Here is a 21,479-nt window from a genome sequence, read left to right on the forward strand (position 1 = left end):
CGTAATCTCATCCGCTATGGCGCAAACCTCTACAAACCGGACAGGGGAGGGGGCTCACAGTGCTTCTCGACACTTACGGCCGCGTGGCCACTGACCTGCGTGTCTCGCTCACCGACCGGTGCAATCTGCGCTGTACGTATTGCATGCCCGAGGAGGGCCTGCAGTGGCTCGGCAAGTCCGATCTGCTCAGTGACGACGAGATCGTCCGGCTGATCCGCATCGCCGTCACCCAGCTCGGGATCAAGGAAGTCCGCTTCACCGGCGGCGAGCCGCTGCTGCGCCCCGGCCTCGTCGGGATCGTCGAGCAGTGCGCGGCCCTGGAGCCCCGCCCCAAGATGTCGCTGACCACCAACGGCATCGGCCTCAAGCGCACCGCGCAGGCCCTCAAGGCGGCCGGCCTGGACCGGGTGAACGTTTCCCTGGACACCCTGCGGCCCGAGGTCTTCAAGACCCTGACCCGCCGCGACCGCCACAAGGACGTCATCGAGGGCATGGCCGCCGCCCGCGACGCCGGCCTCACCCCCGTCAAGGTCAACGCGGTGCTGATGCCCGGACTCAACGACGACGAGGCCCCCGACCTGCTGGCCTGGGCCGTGGAGAACGAGTACGAGCTCCGCTTCATCGAGCAGATGCCGCTCGATGCCCAGCACGGCTGGAAGCGCGACGGCATGATCACCGCCGGTGACATCCTGGAATCCCTGCGCACCCGCTTCACGCTCACCGAAGAAGGCTCCGAGGAGCGCGGCTCCGCCCCGGCCGAGCGCTGGGTCGTCGACGGCGGCCCGGCCACCGTCGGCGTCATCGCCTCGGTCACCCGCCCGTTCTGCGGCGCCTGCGACCGTACGCGCCTCACGGCCGACGGCCAGATCCGTACGTGCCTCTTCGCCACCGAGGAGTCCGACCTGCGCGCCGCCCTGCGCTCGGGCGCCCCGGACGAGGAGATCGCCCGCCTGTGGAAGGTGGCGATGTGGGGCAAGAAGGCCGGGTCCGGCCTCGACGACCCGACCTTCCTGCAGCCCGACCGCCCGATGTCGGCGATCGGCGGCTGACCTCCGCCGCCGGCGACGGCTCGGAGCGACCCCGAGGGCTCGCAGTGGCTACGGCCGCTGTGAGCCCTCGGGCGCTTCCCACTCGTCGAGCTTCACGACGTCCTTGAGGAAACCGCGGACCCCCAGGAACTGGGACAGGTGCTCGCGGTGCTCCTCGCACGCCAGCCAGGTCTTGCGGCGCTCGGGGGTGTGCAGCTTCGGGTTGTTCCACGCCAGGACCCAGGCGGCGTTGTCGCGGCAGCCCTTGGCGGAGCAGGTGGGTGCGTCGGCGGCGGGGACGTCGTCGAGGGGCGCGTCGTCGCCGGAAGCGTCGTTCAGAGGTGCGTCTAGGGGAGTCACGGCTCAACCCTAAGACGGAATGGCGACGCCGAGCAGCCACGGGGGGAGCTGCCCGGCGTCGGTCCGTCGCTCCGACGGGGGATGCGGAGCGCGTAGGCAGTATGTCACGCAGGACCCGGTGCGGTGCACTGGAACTTCATGATTGATCTGAGCTTTTCTTGAGGTTCCCGTCGCCCAGAGCGGGGCGTACGGGCGCCGGCATGAAGTGGGACGGCAGGGAGGGCGTCGATTCGCGCCCCGCGTTGGCGATGACCACCGCGATGTACGGCAGCAGCGCCCCCGCGACGAGCGTCACGATGGCCACGGGCCGCTGCACGTTCCACAGCACGATCGTCGCGACGACCGACAGGGTTCTGATCAGCATCGAGATCACGTACCGGCGCTGACGTCCCCGGACGTCCTCGGCGAGGCTCATCCGCGCCCCCGTGATCCGGAAGACCTCGGACCCGTTCCGCTTCGTCCGCTCCACAACCCACCACCCGATCGATCGCCGGACACTCCCCGGCCCGGACGCCTCCACGGTACGCCGCGTGCCCCCGGACGGGCAGAGCGGGTGTCCCCCGAATGGCGCTGTCCGAAATGCGCAGTAGGCCGGATGGGTCGAGACTGGGCCCACATGCGCACAACGCGCCAGGAGGAGGCTCGACATGGGTTGGTTGTGGGCGATCATCGTCGGCTTTGTACTGGGACTGATTGCCCGGGCGATCCTGCCGGGCAAGCAGCACCAGCCCCTTTGGCTGACGACCATCTTCGGCATCGTCGGCGCGGTCCTCGGCAACGCCGTGGCCACGTGGATCGGCGTCAACGAGACCAAGGGCGTCGACTGGATCAGGCACCTGCTGCAGCTTGCGGGAGCCGTCGTGGTGGTCGGTCTCGGTGACCTGATCTACAGCTCGTTGCGCGGCGGCAAGAGGCAGATGACCTGAGGGATACCGCCCGCTCTGCGGCGGAGCACGACGGAGGGGCCGGCCCGGACGCACTGTCCGGGCCGGCCCCTCCGTCGTGTCGCGGCGGCGACTAGCCGGTGACCTCGACCGCCGCCAGGTTCTTCTTGCCGCGGCGCAGCACCAGCCAGCGCCCGTGCAGCAGGTCCTCCTTGGCGGGGACCGCGTCCTCGGAGGCGACCTTCACGTTGTTCACGTAGGCGCCGCCCTCCTTGACGGTCCGGCGCGCGGCCGACTTGCTGGCGACCAGCCCGGTCTCCGCCAGCAGGTCGACGACCAGGCCGGGCTCCGCCACCTTCGCGTGCGGCAGCTCGGACAGGGCCGCGGCCAGGGTGGCCTCGTCCAGGTCCGCCAGCTCGCCCTGGCCGAACAGCGCCTTGGACGCCGCGATCACGGCGGCGCACTGGTCCGCGCCGTGCACCAGCGTGGTCAGCTCCTCCGCCAGCGCCCGCTGGGCGGCGCGCGCCTGCGGCCGCTCGGCGGTCTGCGCCTCCAGCGCTTCCAGCTCCTCGCGGGTCTGGAAGGACAGGATGCGCATGTAGGTGGAGACGTCCCGGTCGTCCACGTTCAGCCAGAACTGGTAGAACGCGTAAGGGGTGGTCATCTCCGGGTCGAGCCAGACGGCGCCGCTCTCGGACTTGCCGAACTTGGTGCCGTCCGCCTTGACCATCAGCGGGGTCGCGATGGCGTGGACGTGCGCGTCCGGCTCCACCCGGTGGATCAGGTCGAGGCCGGCCGTCAGGTTGCCCCACTGGTCGGACCCGCCCTGCTGGAGCACGCAGCCGTGCCGGCGGTACAGCTCCAGGAAGTCCATGCCCTGGAGCAGCTGGTAGCTGAACTCCGTGTAGCTGATGCCCTGGTCGGACTCGAGCCGCTTGGCGACCGAGTCCTTCGTCAGCATCTTGTTCACGCGGAAGTGCTTGCCGATGTCCCGGAGGAACTCGATGGCGGACATGCCCGCCGTCCAGTCCAGGTTGTTGACCATGACCGCCGCGTTCTCGCCCTCGAAGGACAGGAACGGCTCGATCTGGGTGCGCAGGCGCGTCACCCAGTTCGCGATGGTCTCCGGGTCGTTCAGGGTGCGCTCGGCGGTCGGGCGCGGGTCACCGATCTGACCCGTGGCCCCGCCGACCAGCGCCAGCGGACGGTTGCCCGCCTGCTGGAGACGGCGCACGGTGAGGACCTGCACCAGGTGACCCACGTGCAGCGAGGCCGCCGTCGGGTCGAAGCCGCAATAGAACGTGACGGGACCGTCCGCGAACGCCTTGCGCAGCGCTTCTTCGTCGGTGGACTGGGCGAAGAGCCCGCGCCACTTCAGTTCGTCGACGATGTCCGTCACGGTTCTGGGTCTCCTTGAACGAGGTGGAACAGAGAGCTGGGAAGCTTCCCCGCCAGTCTAGGCGGGGAAGCCCCGTACCTCTCACGCTTTGTTGATCGGGCGCCGTTGATCAGGCGCCGTTGATCAGACGCCCTTGCTGACCGAGCTCATGTTGAAGTCCGGGATGCGCAGCGCCGGCATCGCGGTCCTGGTGAACCAGTCGTTCCATTCGCGCGGCAGGGTCTTCTCGGTCCGGCCGGCCTCCGAGGCCCGCGACAGCAGGTCCACGGGTGACTCGTTGAACCGGAAGTTGTTGACCTCGCCGACGACCTGGCCGTCCTCCACCAGGTAGACGCCGTCCCGGGTCAGCCCGGTGAGCAGCAGCGTCGCCGGGTCCACCTCGCGGATGTACCAGAGGCAGGTCAGCAGCAGCCCCCGTTCGGTGGAGGCGACCATCTCCTCCAGGGACTTCTCCCCGCCGGCCTCCAGGATCAGGTTCCCGAACGAGGGGGAGACCGGAAGCCCGGTCAGCTCCGCCGTGTGCCGGGTCGTGGTCAGCCGGGCCAGCTCGCCGTCCTTGATCCAGTCGGTCGCCGGCACCGGCAGGCCGTTGTCGAAGACGGAGGCGTCGTCGCCGGAGCTGTGCGCGATCACGAACGGCGCGGACTCCAGGCCCGGCGCGTTCGGATCGCTGCGCAGGTTCAGCGGCAGCGGGGAGAGCCGCTCGCCGAGCCGGGTGCCGCCGCCGGGCTTGGAGAAGACCGTCCGGCCCTCCACCGCGTCCCGGGCCGCCGCCGACCACATCTGGTAGATCAGCAGGTCGGCCACGGCCGTGGGCGGCAGCAGCGTCTCGTACCGCCCGGCGGGAAGGTCGATCTTCCGCTCCGCCCAGCCGAGGCGCACGGCCAGCTCCGCGTCCAAAGCGGTCGGGTCCACGTCCTTGAAGTCCCGGGTCGCGCGGCCGGCCCAGGCCGAGCGCTGGCGGTCCGGGGACTTCGCGTTGAGCTCCAGGGTGCCGTTGGGCTGGTCGTGGCGCAGGCGCAGCCCCGTAGAGGTGCCCACGTACGTGGAGACCAGCTCGTGGTTGGCGAACCCGTACAGCTCGCGGCCGCCCGCGCGGGCCCGGGCGAAGGCCTCGCCGAGGGCCGGCGCGAAGTCCGCGAACACCGCCGAGGAGGTTTCGGCCGGGGCGTCGGCGAAGTCCGGCGAGGACGGGGTGCCGGTGACCAGCGCCCGGGCGTCCTCCGCCGGTCCGGCGCCGCGGGCGGCCGCCTCGGCGGCCCGGACCAGCGGCTCCAGCTCCTCGGCCGTGACGGCGGAGCGCGAGACGACCCCCGAGGCCGTGCCCTCCTTGCCGTCGACCGTGGCGATGACCGTGAGGGTCCGGCCGCGGGTGACCCCGTTGGTGGTCAGGGCGTTGCCCGCCCAGCGCAGGTTCGCGCTCGACTGCTCGTCGGCGATGACGACGCAGCCGTCCGCGGTGGACAGCTCCAGCGCCCGCTCGACGATCTCGTGGGGCTTGGTGGTGCGACTCGACGAGGTCATCGTCCGGCCTCCTGCGTGGTGTTCAGGATGTTCACGTCGCGGAACAGCGCGGACGGGCAGCCGTGCGAGACCGCCGCGACCTGGCCCGGCTGGGCCTTGCCGCAGTTGAAGGCGCCGCCCAGGACGTAGGTCTGCGGACCGCCGACCTTCTCCATCGAGCCCCAGAACTCGGTGGTAGTGGCCTGGTAGGCGACGTCGCGGAGCTGACCGGCGAGCTTTCCGTTCTCGATGCGGAAGAAGCGCTGCCCGGTGAACTGGAAGTTGTAGCGCTGCATGTCGATGGACCAGGAGCGGTCGCCGACCACGTAGATCCCGCGTTCCACCCCGCCGATCAGGTCCTCGGTGGAGAGTCCGCCCGGATCCGGCTGGAGCGAGACGTTCGCCATGCGCTGGACGGGCACGTGCCCGGGGGAGTCGGCGTAGGCGCAGCCGTTGGAGCGGCCGAGGCCCGTCAGCTTCGCGATCCGACGGTCCGTCTGGTAGCCGGCCAGGGTGCCGTCCTTGACCAGGTCCCAGCTCTGCGCCTCGACGCCCTCGTCGTCGTACCCGATGGTGGCCAGCCCGTGCTCGGCGGTCCGGTCGCCCGTCACGTTCATGATCGGCGAGCCGTACGCCAGCTTGCCGAGCTGGTCGAAGGTGGCGAAGGAGGTCCCGGCGTACGCGGCCTCGTAGCCCAGCGCCCGGTCCAGCTCGGTGGCGTGGCCGATGGACTCGTGGATGGTGAGCCACAGGTTGGAGGGGTCCACGACCAGGTCGTAGCGCCCGGCCTCGACGCTCGGTGCCCGCATCTTCTCGGCGAGCAGCCCGGGGATCGCCTCCAGCTCGGAGTTCCAGTCCCAGCCGGTGCCGGTCAGGTACTCCCAGCCGCGCCCGGCCGGCGGGGCGATGGTGCGCATCGAGTCGAACTCGCCGGTGGCGGCGTTCACGGCGACGGCGGTCAGCTGCGGGTGGATGCGGACCCGCTGCTGGGTGGTGGAGGTGCCGGCGGTGTCGGCGTAGAACTTGTTCTCGTGGACCGCGAGCAGCGAGGCGTCCACGTGGGCCACCCCGTCGGCCGCCAGGAGACGCGCGCTGAAGTCGGCGAGCAGCGCGGCCTTCTCCGTGTCGGGAACCTCGAAGGGGTTCACGTCGTAGGCGGAGATCCAGGTCTTGTCGGCGTGCACCGGCTCGGCGGCGAGCTCGACCCGCTCGTCCGATCCGGCCGCCTTGATGATCTGGGCGGACAGCTTCGCCATGGCCACGGCCTGCGAGGCCACCTTGGCGGCGGCGTCCATGGTCAGGTCCACACCGGAGGCGAAGCCCCAGCTGCCCCCGTGCACCACGCGGACCGCGAATCCGAGGTCGGTGGTGTCGGACCCGCCGGAGGGCTTGGCGTCGCGCAGCCGCCAGGAGGCGCTGCGGATCCGTTCCAGCCGGAAATCGGCATGGTCGGCGCCCAGCGCGCGGGCCCGCGCGAGCGCCGCGTCGGCCAGCGCCCGCAAGGGCAGCGCGGTGAAGGCCGCGTCGATGGAATGGGGCACGGAGGTCCTCCCGGGGGTCTGGACAGCAGACACGATCATGTCGCGTCGGGGCTTGCCGTGCCTACATCTTTCTGTAGGGACTCGACAGAGCCCGTACCGAGGCCCTGTCGGAGCCCGATTCTCCGGAAGGGGTACTTGACCTATAGGTTTTTGGTATTCAGACCGCTAGTCGAAAGGGTGATCCGTTGAGCCGCTCGGTTCTCGTCACCGGAGGTAACCGGGGCATCGGCCTCGCCATCGCCCGAGCTTTCGCGGAAGCTGGGGACAAGGTCGCGATCACGTACCGGTCGGGCGAGCCCCCGGCCGAGCTCACGGCTCTGGGCGTGCTGGCGGTCCGCTGCGACATCACCGACTCCGACCAGGTCGACCTCGCGTACAAGCAGGTCGAGGAGGCCCACGGCGCGGTCGAGGTCCTCGTGGCCAATGCGGGCATCACCAAGGACACGCTGCTGATGCGCATGTCCGAGGACGATTTCGCCTCGGTCGTCGACACGAACCTCACCGGCACCTTCCGGGTGGTCAAGCGTGCGAACCGCGGCATGCTCCGTGCCAAGAAGGGCCGCGTCGTCCTGATCTCCTCGGTCGTCGGCCTGCTCGGCTCGGCCGGCCAGGCCAACTACGCCGCCTCCAAGGCGGCGCTGGTCGGCTTCGCCCGCTCCCTGGCCCGTGAGCTGGGCTCCCGCAACATCACCTTCAACGTCGTCGCGCCCGGCTTCGTGGACACCGACATGACGAAGGTGCTCACCGACGAGCAGCGGGCCGGCATCGTCGGCCAGGTGCCCCTGGGGCGCTACGCGCAGCCCGAGGAGATCGCGGCCGCGGTCAGCTTCCTGGCGTCCGACAACGCCGCGTACATCACTGGTGCCGTCATTCCCGTTGACGGCGGATTGGGCATGGGTCACTGATCACCATGAGCGGAATTCTCGACGGCAAGCGCCTCCTCGTCTCCGGGGTGCTGATGGAGTCCTCCATCGCCTTCCACGTCGCCAAGCTGGCCCAGGAGCAGGGCGCAGAGGTCATCCTCACCGCGTTCCCGCGGCCGACGCTGACCGAGCGCATCGCCAAGAAGCTGCCCAAGCCGGTCAAGGTGATCGAGCTCGACGTCACCAACGACGAGCACCTGGCCCGCCTGGAGGGCCTCGTCCGCGCGGAGCTCGGCGGCCTCGACGGCGTCGTCCACTCCATCGGCTTCGCGCCGCAGGACGCGCTGGGCGGCAACTTCCTGAACACCCCGTTCGAGTCGGTCGCCACCGCCATGCACGTCTCGGCGTTCTCGCTGAAGTCGCTGACCATGGCCTGCAAGCCGCTCTTCCCGGAGAACGAGGGCGCCTCGGTCGTCGGCCTCACCTTCGACGCGCAGTTCGCGTGGCCGCAGTACGACTGGATGGGCCCGGCCAAGGCCGCGCTGGAGGCCACCAGCCGCTACCTCGCCCGTGACCTGGGCAAGGAGAAGATCCGCTGCAACCTGATCTCCGCCGGCCCGCTCGGTTCGATGGCCGCGAAGTCCATCCCCGGCTTCTCCGACCTGGCGGACGTCTGGAACCACCGCTCCCCGATGGAGTGGGACATGACGGACCCGGAGCCGGCCGCCAAGGGCGTCGTCGCCCTGCTGTCGGACTGGTTCCCCAGCACCACCGGCGAGATCATCCACGTCGACGGCGGCCTGCACGCGATGGGTGCCTGACCTCCCCGGTCCGGCCCCTGTTCCATCCGTACGGCGGCGGCCGCGTCTCCCCTCCCGGGAGGCGCGGCCGCCGCCGTTTCGGTGCGCGGGGTGGGGACCGTACGGGCTGACTCGATCAGATGTCCGCACCCGGGCCCGATCTTCCCGAGTCGAAAATCAGGACATTTGCCTGCAAACTGGGCCCGTCGGGATCTTCCCGGCTCCTGCGGGGAGGAGGTACGGGAGTGCGCGCGAGGCGGAGCCGAGCGGTATCCCTGCTGATCACCTCGGTGGTCCTGACCGGATTCCTGCTCCCGGGGGCCGTCGCGCAGGACGAGGGGCCCGCCCCGGCGCCCGGTACGGACGTGCAGGCCCCGGCCGTGGTCGACCTGGCCCAGATCCCCGCCGAACCGCCCGTACGGCCCGCGCGGCCCGCCCGGGAGCTCTTCGGGGCCGATTGCGACACCGAGATCAACGGCTCGCAGGTGGTGGCGTTCTGCCACAACGGCTACCCGCAGACCGACCTGGTCCGCCTGCACGTGGAGTGCGACCGCTGGTGGGACGTGGACGGGGACGGCGCCGCCGTGGCCATCGGCCCGGCCGGCCGGGTGGAGCTCTCCGGCCGCTGCTGGAAGGAAGTCCGCTCCGCCTGGGTCAGCCACCAGCGGCAGTGACCCCCGCGGGCCGCCCCTCCTTCGCGAGACAGACGAACGGATAGCCGGCCGCCTCCGAGGCCGCCGCGTCCCCGTCCCCGCGCCGGATCGCCTCGATCAGCCGGGCGTGGTCCAGGTGCGAGGCGGGATGGAGCTCCGTGCCCACGTCGGTGCGCAGCCAGTCGGCCACCAGATCGCCGAGGTCCGCGTACAGCTCGATGAGCACCTCGTTGTGCGAAGCCGCCACCACCGCCATGTGCAGGGCCACGTCGGCCGCGATGAACGGCTCCGCGTCCCCGCCCGACCAGGCTTCCTCGCGCCGCGCCAGCAGCGCGTCCAGCTGTACGAGGTCCCGCGCCGTCCGCCGCTCCGCCGCGAGGCGGGCCGCCGAGGACTCCAGCGTCGAGCGCAGCTCCGCGACGTGCCGGGGGTCGGCGCCGGCGAAGCGGCGGTGCATGACCCCGGCCAGCTCGCTGGTGGCGATGACGTAGGTCCCCGAACCCTGGCGGATGTCGAGGAGGCCGTTGTGCGCGAGGGCCCGGACGGCCTCGCGCACGGTGTTGCGGGCGACGCCCATCAGCTCCACGAGCTCCGGCTCGGTGGGGATGCGCGAGCCCACGGGCCATTCGCCGGTGGTGATCTGGTTCCTGAGCTGGGCGATCACCTGGTCGACGAGCGCGGATCGCCGGGGCGAGGTCAGCGGCATGCGGTCGGGGTTCCTCTCGGGGCGGGCGCGATGTGGGTGATGTGAACGATAGGGCCGTGGGGTGGACAACCAATCATCCCATGATTCTATGATGGTTGAATGTCCGACGACGAAGTCCAGATCCTGAACCGGCCCCCGGCCGCGCGCACGGCCACCCCGCAGCCCCTTCCCGCCCCCGCCGCCACCCCGCAGCCGGCGTGGCTCGGACCCGTGCTCCTCGTCGGCATCGTGCTGGCCGCCCTCAACCTGCGGCCCGCCATCACCAGCCTCGGCGCCCTCTTCGAGGAGACCCGCGAGGGCCTCGGCATGAGCGGGACCGTCGCCGGACTCATCACCTCCGTACCCGCCCTCTGCTTCGCCGTCTTCGGCGTCACCGCGCCCCGGCTCTCCCGCCGCTTCGGCCCGGCGGCCGTCGTCTGCGCCGGTATGGCCGCCGTCGCCGCGGGGCTGCTGATCCGGCCCTTCGCCTCCAACGCCGCCGGGTTCCTCGCGGCCAGCGCCCTGACCCTGGCGGGCATAGCCCTGACCAACGTGCTCCTGCCGGTGATCGTCAAGCGCTGGTTCCCCGACCGGGTCGGCACCATGACGGGGCTCTACTCCATGGCCCTGGCCGCCGGCACCTCGCTCGCCGCGGCGGCGACCGTCCCGATGACCCAGGCCCTCGGCGGCAGCTGGCGCACCGGCCTGCTGATCTGGGCCCTCCTCGCCGCGGCGGCCGTCCTGCCCTGGCTGCCCATCGCCGCGGCGGCCCGCAAGGAGAAGGCGGCGGCCGCGGCCTCGGTCGCCGCCGGCGCGGCGCCGGCCGTCCGGCCCGACGCCGGGCCCGGCGTCGTGCGCAGCCGCACCGCGTGGGCCCTCGCCTCCTACTTCGGGCTCCAGGCCACGGGCGCGTACATCACCATGGGCTGGCTCCCGCAGATCTTCCGCGACGCCGGGGTCTCCGCCTCCACCGCGGGCATCCTGCTCGCCGTCACCATGGTCATGGGCGTCCCGCTCGCCTTCGTCATCCCGGGCCTGGCCGGCCGGATGAGGAACCAGGGCCCCATCGCCGTCGTACTCGGCCTCTTCGGCCTCTTCGGCTACCTCGGGCTCTACTTCGCCCCCGCCGCCGGCGCGTGGGCCTGGGCCCTCATGCTCGGCGTCTCCAACTGCGCCTTCCCGCTCGTCATCACCATGATCGGACTGCGGGCCAAGTCCCCGGCCGGCGTCGTCAAGCTGTCGGCCTTCGCCCAGAGCACCGGCTACCTGATCTCCATCCCCGGGCCGCTCCTCATCGGCACCCTCTACCAGCACACCGGCGGCTGGGACCTGCCGCTGGCCCTGATGGCCGGTCTGCTCGTCCCGCAGATCGCGCTCGGCGTGCTGGCGGGCCGGGACCGCACGATCGAGGACGAATACGGCATGCGAGACTGATCGGCATGTCGCCCGTACTTGAACCGAACCCCCAGAACGGCCACCGGAAGCTCGGCCTCGTGCTGGGCGCGATGCTGCTGGTGACCGTGGTCATCTCCGTCATCGCCACCCTCGCCTCGCCGTAAAGGGTGGGGTTAACCCCCCAACCCCTAGGGGGTCAGGCTCAGGGACATCTGGGGTGCGTCCCGGATGGGAACCGCCTGCTCGAATCCTTAGATTCGAAGAGCAAGAGCGAGCCCGTCCGACCACCCCACGGAGGCGGCCATGTCGGCCCCCACGCACCTGGCCCCCGGCCGCCCGTCCGCTCCCCGCGTCGCCGGGGCCGACGCCCGGCTGCCCTGGTGGGCGCTCGCCCTGCCCGCCCTCGCCTTCGGCCTCCTGCTCATACTCCTGGCGGGATCCGGCCAGGCACACGCCGCTTCCGGCGAGGGCTCCACCCTCGTCCACGTCACCGAACGCCTGCTGAGCGCCGTCGGCTGACGAGGCGCCAGCCACCCGGCGCCCACCCGCGCCGCCGCGCGCCGGGGCGCGCCCTTCGTCCCCACACCTGGGGGTGACGGCCCCCTCAACACCCTGCGCCCCATGGCTCGATTCATGCGAAGCTGGGAGCCATGAGCGCCGACACACCCCGCAGGATCGTCCTCCTCCGGCACGCCAAGGCCGAATGGTCGGACGGCACGGACCACGACCGCCCCCTGGCGGAGCGCGGCCGTCACGACGCCCCGGCCGCGGGCCAGAAACTGGCTCAGACCGGCATCACCTTCGACCTGGCCCTCTGCTCCAGTGCGGCCCGGACCAGGGAGACCTGGAAGCTGGCCGTCCAGGAGCTGCCGCACCGGCCGAAGACCACGTACGAGGAACGGCTCTACGAGGCCTCGCTGGGCGAGCTCATCGCCCTGGTCAACGAGACCTCCGACGAGGTGAAGAACCTCCTGGTCATCGGTCACAACCCCGGTATGCACGCCCTGGCCGACGCCCTCGCCGGGAACGCGCAGGGCGATGTCCTCGCCCGGATGAACCGCAGCGGCTTCCCGACCTCCGGGATCGCCGTCGTCTCCTTCACCGGCTCGTGGAAGTCCGTGGAGCACGGCGTGGGCACCCTGCTGGACTTCTGGACCCCGCACGGCTGACGCCCCGACGACGACCACGACGACGGAGCGGGCCCCGGCACTGTGGAAGTGCCGGGGCCCGCTCCGTCGTAGGGGGCGTCGGGACGCCGTGGGCCGGACGTGTCCGTCACGCCAGGTCGGCGGCCTCGACCTCTTCGCGGGTGATTCCGAGCAGGTACAGCACGGCGTCGAGGAAGGGCACGTTCACCGCGGTGTGCGCGGCCTGGCGGACCACCGGCTTGGCGCAGAAGGCCACGCCCAGCCCGGCCGCGTTCAGCATGTCCAGGTCGTTGGCACCGTCACCGATGGCCACGGTCTGGGCCAGCGGCACACCCGCCTCCGCGGCGAAGCGGCGCAGCAGCCGGGCCTTGCCGGCCCGGTCCACGATCTCGCCGGTGACCTTGCCCGTCAGCTTGCCGTCGACGATCTCCAGGGTGTTGGCGGAGGCGAAGTCCAGCCCGAGCTTCTCCCGCAGATCGTCCGTCACCTGCGTGAACCCGCCGGAGACCACGCCCACCTGGTATCCGAGGCGCTTGAGGGTGCGGATCAGCGTCCGGGCGCCCGGGGTGAGACGCACCTCGGAGCGGACCTTGTCCACCACGGAGGCGTCCAGCCCGGCCAGCAGCGCGACCCGGGCGTGCAGCGACTGCTCGAAGTCCAGCTCCCCGCGCATGGCCCGCTCGGTCACCTCGGCGACCTCGGCCTCGCAGCCGGCGTGCGCGGCGAAGAGCTCGATGACCTCGTCCTGGATCAGGGTCGAGTCCACGTCCATGACGACGAGGCGCTGGGCCCGCCGGTGCAGCCCGGACGCGACCACGGCCACGTCGACGCCGATCTGCGCGGCGGCGGTGGCCAGCGCGGTGCGCAGCGGCTCGGTCTCGGTGCCCGAGACGGCGAACTCCACGGCCGTCACCGGATACTTCGCGAGCCGGAAGATACGGTCGATGTTGCCGCCGGTCGAGGTGATCCGCGCGGCGATGGCGGCCGTGGACTCGGCGGTGAGCGGATGCCCGAGCACGGTGACGTGCGAACGGCCACTGCCGCGCGGCCGGTTGTCACCGGTGCCGGAGAGGATCTCGGCCTGCAGCTTGAGGGACTCGGCCCAGCTGTGGACGGTGGACCGCAGCTCGCCCTCGGTGCCGGCGGTCGGGTGGGTGACGAGGGCGCACAGGACGATGCGGCCTCGGGTGACGACCTGCTCGATGTCGACTACGTCGACGGAGTAGGCGGCGAGGGTGTCGAACAGCCCGGCGGTGATCCCGGGACGGTCCTTGCCGAAGATCTTGACGAGGAGGGTGGGGACGTCGGAGGTCTGCGAAGCGCTCATGGTGCCTTCACCGTATCTCCCCGGCCTGCGGGCACGGAGCCCCGTCCCACCTGGCGGAACCGTTTCGCTCCGTACGGACGTGCGGGAGCCGCGCCCCGGACGCGTGCAGGACACGCGGTGGACATGCGCGGGCCCTGGGGCGGCCGCGTGGAGGTCCGGGGAGGAGGACGGGCCGGACGGCCGCAGGCCGCGCGCGCGACGGCGGGCTTCGTCCGGGCGCAAGCCCGCCCGATCGGACGGAGCGGGGCCTCCACCCCGCCCGGGGGGATGCCGGGACGTCCCGAAACACACCTTCCGGGCGGCTTTCGACCCCCTCGGCGGGCCTCCCGGGACGCCGCCACGCGGCCCGGATTCCCCTTGTGGCCGTGCGCCTGAAATAGTTCCCCCGGATGTTCGCCATCCCTAGACTCCCAGACGTCATGGGGGATTCTCGGGGGACTTAAGTGGGGCTGGAGTGCCGGAACTCGTACTGGAATTGAATGGAAGGACCTGGACGCTCGATCCGTCCAGGTCGTACTCGCTGGGGCGCGACCCCCAGGGAGACGTGGTGATCGATGACGCCCGGGTGTCGTGGCGGCACGCCACCATCGCCTGGAACGGGCGAGGTTGGGGAATCGAGGACCACGGCAGCACCAACGGCACGTACGTGCGCGGGGCGAGGGTCCAGCAGGCCGAGCTCGTACCCGGCACGCCGGTGCACCTGGGCAACGCCACCGACGGGCCGCGGCTGAATCCCGTCGCCGGTGCGGTCGCGGCGCAGCAGGCACCGCAGCCGGCCGTGGCGCAGCAGGCGTCCGCCCAGGCGTACGCGCAGCAGCAGGCACCGCAGCAGCCGCAGCGGCAGGCACCGCAGCAGCCCTGGGAGCAGCAGGCCCAGCAGGCCCCGCCGTTCCCGCAGCAGCACCAGCCGCAGCAGCACCAGCCGCAGCCGGGCGGCGGCGGCACCCCGGGCTACGGGGACCACCGCAGCCCGACGACGTTCCACCAGCTCGAGCTGGGCCACGTCATGCGCATCGGCCGTGCGCTGGAGAACGAGCTGGTGGTCTCCGACCTCCAGGTCTCCCGCCACCACGCGGAGTTCCGCTCGATGCCGGGCGGCCGCTTCGAGATCCGCGACCTCGGCAGCCACAACGGCACCTACGTCAACGGCCAGCCGCTGGCGAAGTCCGGCACCGCGCTGCTCGGCCCGAACGACATCGTCGGCGTCGGCCACTCGACCTTCCGGATCGTCGGCGACCGCCTCGAAGAGTTCGTCGACACCGGTGACGTCTCCTTCTCGGCCCGCCACCTCACGGTCACGGTCGACGGCGGCAAGCAGATCCTCAAGGACGTCACCTTCGGCGTCCCGGAGAAGTCGCTGATCGGCGTCATCGGTCCCTCCGGCTCCGGCAAGTCGACGCTCCTCAAGGCGCTGACCGGCTACCGCCCGGCCAACCAGGGCGACGTCCTCTACGACAACCGCAACCTGTACAAGCAGTTCGCGGAGCTCCGCCAGCGCATCGGCCTGGTCCCGCAGGACGACATCCTGCACAAGGAGCTGAAGGTCAGCACCGCCCTGAAGTACGCGGCCAAGCTCCGCTTCCCGGGCGACACCGCCGAGTCCGAGCGCGCCGCCCGCATCAACGAGGTGCTGCGCGAGCTCAAGCTCGACATCCACAAGGACAAGAAGATCACCTCGCTCTCGGGCGGCCAGCGCAAGCGCGTGTCCGTGGCCCTGGAGCTGCTGACCAAGCCCTCGCTGATCTTCCTGGACGAGCCCACCTCGGGCCTGGACCCGGGCATGGACCGCGATGTCATGCAGCTGCTGCGCGGCCTCGCCGACGACGGCCGCACGGTCCTCGTCGTCACGCACTCGGTCGCCGAGCTGGCCATCTGCGACAAGCTGCTGGTCATGGCCCCGGGCGGCTCGGTCGCGTACTTCGGCCCGCCGGACGAGGCGCTGAACTTCTTCGGCTACTCCACCTGGGCCGACGTGTTCTCCGCCTTCGAGAGCTACCGCGACTACGACTGGGCCGGCCGCTGGAAGGGCTCGCAGCACTACCAGCTCTACGCCGCCGACATCGACGCGGTCGCCCCGCAGTCGGTGCAGCCCGCCATGCAGCAGACCCGGCCGCCCAAGCCGCAGGGCTGGGGCTCCCAGCTCTGGACGCTGATGCGCCGCTACATGTCGGTCATCGCGTCCGACAAGGGCTTCATCGGGCTGATGCTGATCCTCCCGGCGGTCCTCGGCGTGGTCTCCGTCGTCATCCCCGCGAAGTTCGGACTCGCGCCGCCCGTGGCGCCGTCCCGCTTCAACGGCGACGCCGGCACGATCATGCTGATCCTCGCGGTCGGCATGTGCTTCTCCGGCGCCGCGAACTCGGTCCGAGAGCTGATCAAGGAACGCGTGATCTACGAGCGCGAGCGCGCGACCGGCCTGTCCCGGTCGGCGTACCTCGCGTCGAAGGTGATCGTCCTCGGGTTCATCACGGCCATCCAGGGCGTGATCATCTGCGCGATCGGCTTCTACCCGCGCGACCTGCCCGCCGAGGGTCTGCTGATGCCGCCGGCCGTGGAGATCTGCCTGTCGGTCATCGCGCTCGGCTTCACCTCCATGATGTTCGGCCTGGTGATCTCCTCGCTGGTGAAGACCGCCGAGAAGACCATGCCGCTGCTCGTCATGTTCGCGATCGTCCAGGTCGTCTTCACCGGCATCCTCTTCCAGGTCTACGACTCTCCGGGCCTGGAGCAGTTCGCCTGGCTGATGCCGTCGCGCTGGGCGATCGCCGCCGCCGGCACCACGCTGAACCTCGGCGTGCTCATGCCGCCGTGGGACCAGGACAACCCGACCAACACCGACCCGCTCTGGGACGCCACGGTCGGCCAGTGGAGCCTGAACATCACGATCCTGCTGCTCCTCGGCGTCGCGTGCGGCTTCGCCGTACAGCGCCTGCTGCGCCGCCACGAGCCCGAGGTCATGCGCGCGGGCAAGTAGGCACTGACCCCGCGAGGGCACGCGGGTACGCACGAACGCCTCAGGGCGGCTCCGGAACACCGGGGCCGCCCTGAGGCGCATGGGGGGCTGGGCAGGACGCCAGGGGCCTAGTAGGCGCTGTTGACGTTGTCCATGGAGCCGTAGCGGTCGGCCGCGTAATTGCAGGCCGCGACGATGTTGGCGACCGGGTCGTACTGGTCGAACTTGGTGCCCTTGACGTGGTACGCCTTGAAGGTCGGGGCGATGACCTGGAGCAGACCCTTGCTGGGGATGCCGTTCTGGGCGTTGATGTCCCAGTTGTTGATCGCCAGCGGGTTGCCGCTGGACTCGCGCATGATGTTCTTGTGGATCCCGGCGTAGGTGCCCGGAATGCCCTCCTTCTTCATGATGAAGAGGGCTTCCTTGATCCAGCCGTCCAGGTTGTTCGCGAAGACCGGCGCGCGGTTCGCGGAGCGGCTGGCGGCCGCCTTCTGCTCGCGGTCCTTCTTCGCGTCCGCCTCGGCCTTGGCCTTGGCGGCGGAGTCCTTGGCGGCCTTCGCGGCCTGTGCGTCCTTCGCGACCTTGGCCTGCTGGCCCGCGACGACCTGCTGAACGGTGAGGTGCTGCTGCACGGCCTGCGTCTGCGCACCGTCGACGACCTTGGACCAGGCGACGGGAGCAGCGACGACGGCCGTCTGCGTCTCGGTGGCACTGGCAGGTACGAGCGAGAAGGCGAGGGCCGCGGCGCCCAGGGTGGCTACACCGGCGATGGAAAGCTTGTGGGCCTTCGTCATCGTCAGACGACTGTGGCCGGGAGTGTTGGTCTCGGTCATGGGTAGCAACCTCTTCGAATAGCGGGGGCCGCAGGAAAGCGCCTGCCGGATCCGAGATCCGCGGCGCTGTGCGACGAGAGCAATTCTTAGCGGTGGCAAAATCCTGTGGCAAAGGTGTGACGTACGATCCCGCTTAGTGGATCAGGGGCCCGAGCCGAACCCCGAATTCAGCGCCTGAGGCACGCGAGCCAGCACTAACAGCGCTCTTATTCGTCCACTAGGGAGCTTCGTAAGTGATGTGCGTCCTATGTGCGGGCTCACATCGGCCGTGTATCAATCTCACCAACCGTTGCGGCAGCAATCCACTCAGTGACCGTTCTCATCCTTGAGTAGCACTGGAGCTCCTCCGAAGTCATGCCAGAGGTACAGCTTCGCTACGGCCGGGCGGTACCCGCGCGGTACGGCGCCCCGTCCAGCCCCCCTGCCGCCCCTCCGCCCGGCGCGCACCCGGGCCGCACGGCCCGGCGGAATGTCCCTTATATACAGTCCCTTCTCCCGTACCCCCGAGCACCCTCCCCGCTCCATCCCGCCCGGGCCCTCGCCCCGCGCACCGGCCGCCCGGGCCCCGCCCCGGGCCGGAGACCTACGCCGCTACCTACGCCGCCGCCCGCGCGAGGCCTACGTCCCCGGCCCGATCCGCCCGCCGGGCCGCCGCGAGTACCGTGAGGCCATGCAATCCGGACCCCGAGCCCCCCGCGGCGGTGGCCTGGCCGCCGTGAGCACCGCACTGCTCGCCATGAGCCGCCGGCTGGAGGTCCGCGACGTGCTGCGCACGATCGTCGCCTCGGCCCGCGAGCTGCTCGACGCCGAGTACGCGGCCCTGGGCGTCCCGGACGACCACGGCGGCTTCGCCCAGTTCGTCGTGGACGGCATCAGCGAGGAGCAGTGGCGGGCGATCGGCCCGCTGCCCCGCCAGCACGGCATCCTCGCCGCGATGCTCCACCAGGACGGCCCCGAGCGGCTGGCCGACGTACGCGAGGACCCCCGCTTCGAGGGCTGGCCCGCCGCCCACCCCGACATGTCCGACTTCCTCGGTCTGCCCATCCGGGACGGCGAGGAGACCCTCGGCGCCCTCTTCCTGGCGAACAAGCGGACCGTCCCGGGCGGCGAGCGCGGCTTCACCGACGAGGACGAGGAGCTCCTCTCCCTCCTCGCCCAGCACGCGGCGATCGCCCTCACCAACGCCCGCCTCTACGAGCGCAGCCGTGAGCTGACCATCGCCGAGGAGCGCTCGCGCCTGGCCCACGAGCTGCACGACGCGGTCAGCCAGAAGCTCTTCTCGCTCCGCCTGACCGCGCAGGCCGCCGCCGCCCTGGTGGACCGCGACCCCGCCCGCGCCAAGGACGAGCTCCAGCAGGTCGCCGTCCTCGCGGCCGAGGCCGCCGACGAACTGCGCGCGGCCGTCACCGAGCTCCGCCCCGCCGCCCTGGACGAGGACGGCCTGGTCGCCACCCTGCGGGGCCAGGTCCGCGTCCTGAACCGGGCCCACGCCGCGCACGTCACCTTCACCTGCGACGGCGTAAGGGCCCTGCCCGCGGCCCAGGAGGAGGCGGTCCTGCGCGTGGCCCAGGAGGCCCTGCACAACGCCCTGCGCCACTCGGCCGGGGAGAGGATCGACGTCACCCTGACCCGCCGGGAGACCGGGGGAGCCCTGCTGCGGGTGACCGACGACGGAACCGGCTTCTCCCCTCCCACCGTCCGCCGGGCGGGCCGCCACCTGGGCCTGGTCTCCATGCGCGACCGGGCCGCAAGCGTCGGCGGCCGGCTCACCGTGAGCTCCGAGCCCGGCACCGCCAACGGCACCACGATCGAACTGGAGGTACCCGGTGGCTGACGCGTCGGGCCGTAGCGGCGGCGGCAGCCGCATCAAAGTACTGCTCGTGGACGACCACCAGGTGGTCCGGCGGGGCCTGCGCACCTTCCTGGAGGTCCAGGACGACATAGAGGTGGTCGGCGAGGCCGCCGACGGCGAGGAGGGCATCGACCGCGCCGGGGAACTGCTCCCCGACGTCATCCTGATGGACATCAAGATGCCGGGCACCGACGGCATCGAGGCCCTGCGCAGGCTGCGCACGCTGGCGAACCCCGCGCGCGTGCTGATCGTCACCAGCTTCACCGAGCAGCGCACGGTGGTCCCCGCCCTGCGCGCGGGCGCGGCGGGTTACGTGTACAAGGACATAGACCCCGACGCCCTCGCCGCCGCCATCCGCTCCGTCCACGCGGGCCACGTCCTCCTCCAGCCGGAGGTCGCCGGAGCCCTGCTCGCCGAGGAGGGCCCCGGCCCGTCTTCAGGCCGCGGCGGCAACCTGACGGACCGCGAGCGCGAGGTGCTGCACCACATAGCGGACGGGCGCTCGAACCGGGAGATCGCCCGCGCGCTCGTCCTGTCGGAGAAGACGGTGAAGACGCACGTCTCGAACATCCTGATGAAGCTGGACGTCGCGGACCGTACGCAGGCGGCGCTGTGGGCGGTCAGACACGGCAACGCGCAGTGACGTGTGCAGGCTGTGATTCATACGGTCGGGTGTATGTAGCCCACATGGCGTATCCCGTTCGTCGGATGAGCGTTCTTCATGACGTGCCGCGGCGGCTGGCCGCGGCAGACGTACTGGAGGACGAGAACGTGAAGAACATCAAGAAGGCCACCGCCGTCACCATGATCGCGGGCGGCCTCCTCGCCGCCGGCGTGGGTGTCTCGTCGGCGCACGGCGGTGCGTCGGCGACGGGCGAGGCCCTGAACTCGCCCGGCGTGGCCGCGGGGAACCAGCTCCAGCTCCCGGTCCACATCCCCGCGAACGTCGTGGGCAACTCGGTCAACGTGATCGGCCTGCTGAACGGCGCCTGGGGCAACACGGGCGTCAACAACTGACCCAGCCCCCTTTCAACGCGGCGCTCGCACTGCTGCGCAGGCATCGCCCCGCTGCGCCGGGCCGATTCCCGACGCGGCGCTCGCACTGCTGCGCAGGCATCGCCCCGCTGCGCCGGGCCGATTCCCGACGCGGCGCTCGCCCCGCTGCGCCGGACTCCGTCCGGCGGAGTGAGTCGGCCACGCGCAGCGACCACGCACCTCGGCCCCGCTTCCCCCCTCTCCCTGGGAAGCGGGGCCGATGCCTTTCCGCCACGGCCGGACCACTCCCGCCTCGGGGGAGGAGTGCCACCTGCCGCGGCCAATCCGGCGCAGCCGGGCAAATCCAGCCCCTCCGGCGTTTGAGGAGCGGGGCCCGGGGCGGTGCCCCGGAAGGCCCGGCGCAGCCGGGGACGCTCGTGCAAGGGCGCCGCACGGGACTCCGCCCACCGCCGGGGGCCACCGGGGCCGAGGCTAAAGCCCCCGCTCCCGCTCCTCAACGGCCGAGTTGTACGCGGCGACCAGCGCCCGCCGGGCGACCCGCTCCACGGGCCGCAACGCCTCCGCCCGGGCCGCCATCTCCGACGCGGCCACCGCCGCCCCGTGCCCCCGCTCGGTCGCGAGCGACACCATCAGGTCCACCCGCTGCGCCAGCGACAGGACCCGTACCGCCCGCGCCGGATACCCCGGCGCCAGCGCGTCCCGCCCGGCCTCCGTCCGCGCCCGGTACGCGGACAGCGCCGCCTCGGCGACCGGCCCGGATCCCGCCACGTCCAGCCGGGTCAGCACCACCGTGGCCTCGCGCAGCGCCTCCGCCAGTTCCCGTTCCGCCTCGCCGAGCGACGGCACGTCCGCCGGCGGGGCCTCCCGTACCGGCAGGCAGTGCCAGGTCACCGACACGTGCACGTCACCCGCCGGCCCGGCCTCCTGGACCTCCGGCACCAGCCCGACCGCCGCACCCACCGCGACGACCGCCTCCTCCGCGTCCAGCGCCCTCGCGTTGAACTCCGGCGGCCCGCTCAGCCCCAGCGGATGCCCCGGCGCCGGGAGCGCGATCCGCAGCCCGGTCACCCCCAGCACCCGCATCCGGCCCAGCGCCAGGGTGAGCCCCACCGGGCCGGATTCCCCGGGCAGCCCCTCCACCCGGTGCACGGAGTCCTCGCCCACGATCGACAACACGGCCTCGTCGGGCGAGACGAGACCGGCCAGCAGAGCGTTCCCCCAGGCGGCCAGCCGCCCTGAACGCGGTTCGAAAAGCATCC

The 21,479-nt window shown here is 71.4% G+C and carries 22 protein-coding genes; 13 read left to right on the top strand and 9 right to left on the bottom strand.

The features are described 5' to 3' along the window. Nucleotides 1–59 precede the first annotated feature (59 nt). Nucleotides 60–1,049, top strand: a complete 990-nt coding sequence (gene moaA, locus OG276_RS29515) for a GTP 3',8-cyclase MoaA (RefSeq protein WP_250742236.1) — start codon at nt 60–62, stop codon at nt 1,047–1,049. Nucleotides 1,050–1,097: 48 nt separating this feature from the next. Here moaA and OG276_RS29520 read toward each other — a convergent pair whose 3' ends face one another. Beyond that, entirely contained in the window at nt 1,098–1,388 is a 291-nt protein-coding gene (locus OG276_RS29520) for a hypothetical protein (protein WP_266913456.1), read from the bottom strand. 136 nt (nt 1,389–1,524) lie between these two features. Then, nucleotides 1,525–1,803, bottom strand: coding sequence for a DUF3099 domain-containing protein (locus OG276_RS29525; RefSeq protein ID WP_266909814.1), 279 nt, complete (start codon nt 1,801–1,803; stop codon nt 1,525–1,527). A 232-nt stretch (nt 1,804–2,035) separates the two neighbouring features. Here OG276_RS29525 and OG276_RS29530 point away from each other — a divergent pair, with 232 nt between their 5' ends. Next, complete coding sequence (locus tag OG276_RS29530; RefSeq protein ID WP_266909816.1) at nt 2,036–2,314, top strand: GlsB/YeaQ/YmgE family stress response membrane protein; 279 nt, start codon at nt 2,036–2,038, stop codon at nt 2,312–2,314. Nucleotides 2,315–2,405: 91 nt separating this feature from the next. Here the strand turns inward: OG276_RS29530 and tyrS are convergent, their stop codons facing one another. The 3 genes from tyrS to OG276_RS29545 all read right to left on the bottom strand — a co-directional run bounded on the left by tyrS (nt 2,406) and on the right by OG276_RS29545 (nt 6,715). Further along, a complete protein-coding gene (gene tyrS / locus OG276_RS29535; protein WP_266909820.1) occupies nt 2,406–3,671 on the bottom strand; it encodes a tyrosine--tRNA ligase in 1,266 nt (421 codons plus the stop codon). 123 nt (nt 3,672–3,794) lie between these two features. Further along, entirely contained in the window at nt 3,795–5,195 is a 1,401-nt protein-coding gene (locus tag OG276_RS29540; RefSeq protein WP_266909822.1) for a metallopeptidase TldD-related protein, read from the bottom strand. Continuing rightward, entirely contained in the window at nt 5,192–6,715 is a 1,524-nt protein-coding gene (locus OG276_RS29545; protein WP_266909824.1) for a TldD/PmbA family protein, read from the bottom strand. Before OG276_RS29545 ends, OG276_RS29540 begins: the two co-directional genes overlap by 4 nt. Nucleotides 6,716–6,900: 185 nt before the next feature. Between OG276_RS29545 and fabG the strand changes: the two genes are divergently transcribed. From fabG to OG276_RS29560, 3 genes are all read left to right on the top strand, one after another. Beyond that, the gene (fabG, locus tag OG276_RS29550; RefSeq protein ID WP_266909826.1) at nt 6,901–7,620 is read left to right on the top strand and encodes a 3-oxoacyl-[acyl-carrier-protein] reductase; all 720 of its coding nucleotides are present in this window, start codon (nt 6,901–6,903) and stop codon (nt 7,618–7,620) included. Nucleotides 7,621–7,625: 5 nt separating this feature from the next. Continuing rightward, complete coding sequence (gene fabI / locus OG276_RS29555; RefSeq protein WP_266909829.1) at nt 7,626–8,399, top strand: enoyl-ACP reductase FabI; 774 nt, start codon at nt 7,626–7,628, stop codon at nt 8,397–8,399. 359 nt (nt 8,400–8,758) lie between these two features. Then, a complete protein-coding gene (locus tag OG276_RS29560; protein ID WP_266913214.1) occupies nt 8,759–9,052 on the top strand; it encodes a hypothetical protein in 294 nt (97 codons plus the stop codon). Here OG276_RS29560 and OG276_RS29565 read toward each other — a convergent pair. Further along, the gene (locus OG276_RS29565; protein ID WP_266909831.1) at nt 9,033–9,737 is read right to left on the bottom strand and encodes a FadR/GntR family transcriptional regulator; all 705 of its coding nucleotides are present in this window, start codon (nt 9,735–9,737) and stop codon (nt 9,033–9,035) included. The two genes, OG276_RS29560 and OG276_RS29565, sit on opposite strands and share 20 nt — an antisense overlap. 99 nt (nt 9,738–9,836) lie before the next feature. Here OG276_RS29565 and OG276_RS29570 point away from each other — a divergent pair, with 99 nt between their 5' ends. From OG276_RS29570 to OG276_RS29585, 4 genes are all read left to right on the top strand, one after another. After that, nucleotides 9,837–11,150, top strand: coding sequence for an MFS transporter (locus OG276_RS29570; RefSeq protein ID WP_266909833.1), 1,314 nt, complete (start codon nt 9,837–9,839; stop codon nt 11,148–11,150). Nucleotides 11,151–11,155: 5 nt separating this feature from the next. Further along, nucleotides 11,156–11,275: an SGM_5486 family transporter-associated protein gene (locus tag OG276_RS29575; protein WP_266909835.1), complete on the top strand. Its 120-nt coding sequence runs from the start codon at nt 11,156–11,158 to the stop codon at nt 11,273–11,275. Between the two features lie 139 nt (nt 11,276–11,414). Then, on the top strand, nt 11,415–11,630 hold the full coding sequence (locus tag OG276_RS29580) for a hypothetical protein (protein WP_266909837.1): 216 nt from the start codon (nt 11,415–11,417) through the stop codon (nt 11,628–11,630). Between the two features lie 131 nt (nt 11,631–11,761). Continuing rightward, nucleotides 11,762–12,280, top strand: coding sequence for a histidine phosphatase family protein (locus OG276_RS29585; RefSeq protein WP_266909839.1), 519 nt, complete (start codon nt 11,762–11,764; stop codon nt 12,278–12,280). A gap of 106 nt (nt 12,281–12,386) precedes the next feature. Here OG276_RS29585 and serB read toward each other — a convergent pair whose 3' ends face one another. Then, nucleotides 12,387–13,586: a phosphoserine phosphatase SerB gene (gene serB, locus OG276_RS29590; RefSeq protein WP_266909841.1), complete on the bottom strand. Its 1,200-nt coding sequence runs from the start codon at nt 13,584–13,586 to the stop codon at nt 12,387–12,389. Between the two features lie 475 nt (nt 13,587–14,061). Between serB and OG276_RS29595 the strand changes: the two genes are divergently transcribed. Beyond that, nucleotides 14,062–16,560, top strand: a complete 2,499-nt coding sequence (locus OG276_RS29595; protein WP_266913216.1) for an FHA domain-containing protein — start codon at nt 14,062–14,064, stop codon at nt 16,558–16,560. A 107-nt stretch (nt 16,561–16,667) separates the two neighbouring features. On the opposite strand, the gene OG276_RS29600 is transcribed toward OG276_RS29595, so the two are convergent. Continuing rightward, nucleotides 16,668–17,372, bottom strand: a complete 705-nt coding sequence (locus OG276_RS29600) for a transglycosylase SLT domain-containing protein (RefSeq protein ID WP_266909843.1) — start codon at nt 17,370–17,372, stop codon at nt 16,668–16,670. Between the two features lie 670 nt (nt 17,373–18,042). On the opposite strand from OG276_RS29600, the gene OG276_RS29605 reads away from it, so the two are divergent. The 3 genes from OG276_RS29605 (at nt 18,043) to OG276_RS29615 (ending at nt 20,241) form a co-directional block, all read left to right on the top strand. Further along, entirely contained in the window at nt 18,043–19,206 is a 1,164-nt protein-coding gene (locus tag OG276_RS29605; protein ID WP_266909845.1) for a GAF domain-containing sensor histidine kinase, read from the top strand. After that, nucleotides 19,199–19,867 carry a response regulator transcription factor gene (locus tag OG276_RS29610; protein WP_266909847.1) on the top strand — a complete coding sequence of 223 codons (669 nt, stop codon included), beginning with the start codon at nt 19,199–19,201 and terminating at the stop codon, nt 19,865–19,867. Before OG276_RS29605 ends, OG276_RS29610 begins: the two co-directional genes overlap by 8 nt. A 128-nt stretch (nt 19,868–19,995) precedes the next feature. Next, entirely contained in the window at nt 19,996–20,241 is a 246-nt protein-coding gene (locus OG276_RS29615) for a chaplin (protein ID WP_266913218.1), read from the top strand. Between the two features lie 450 nt (nt 20,242–20,691). On the opposite strand, the gene OG276_RS29620 is transcribed toward OG276_RS29615, so the two are convergent. Next, nucleotides 20,692–21,477 carry a hypothetical protein gene (locus OG276_RS29620; protein ID WP_266909849.1) on the bottom strand — a complete coding sequence of 262 codons (786 nt, stop codon included), beginning with the start codon at nt 21,475–21,477 and terminating at the stop codon, nt 20,692–20,694. Nucleotides 21,478–21,479 lie beyond the last annotated feature (2 nt).

It is taken from the genome of Streptomyces sp. NBC_00086 (assembly GCF_026343255.1).
Lineage (GTDB): Bacteria > Actinomycetota > Actinomycetes > Streptomycetales > Streptomycetaceae > Streptomyces.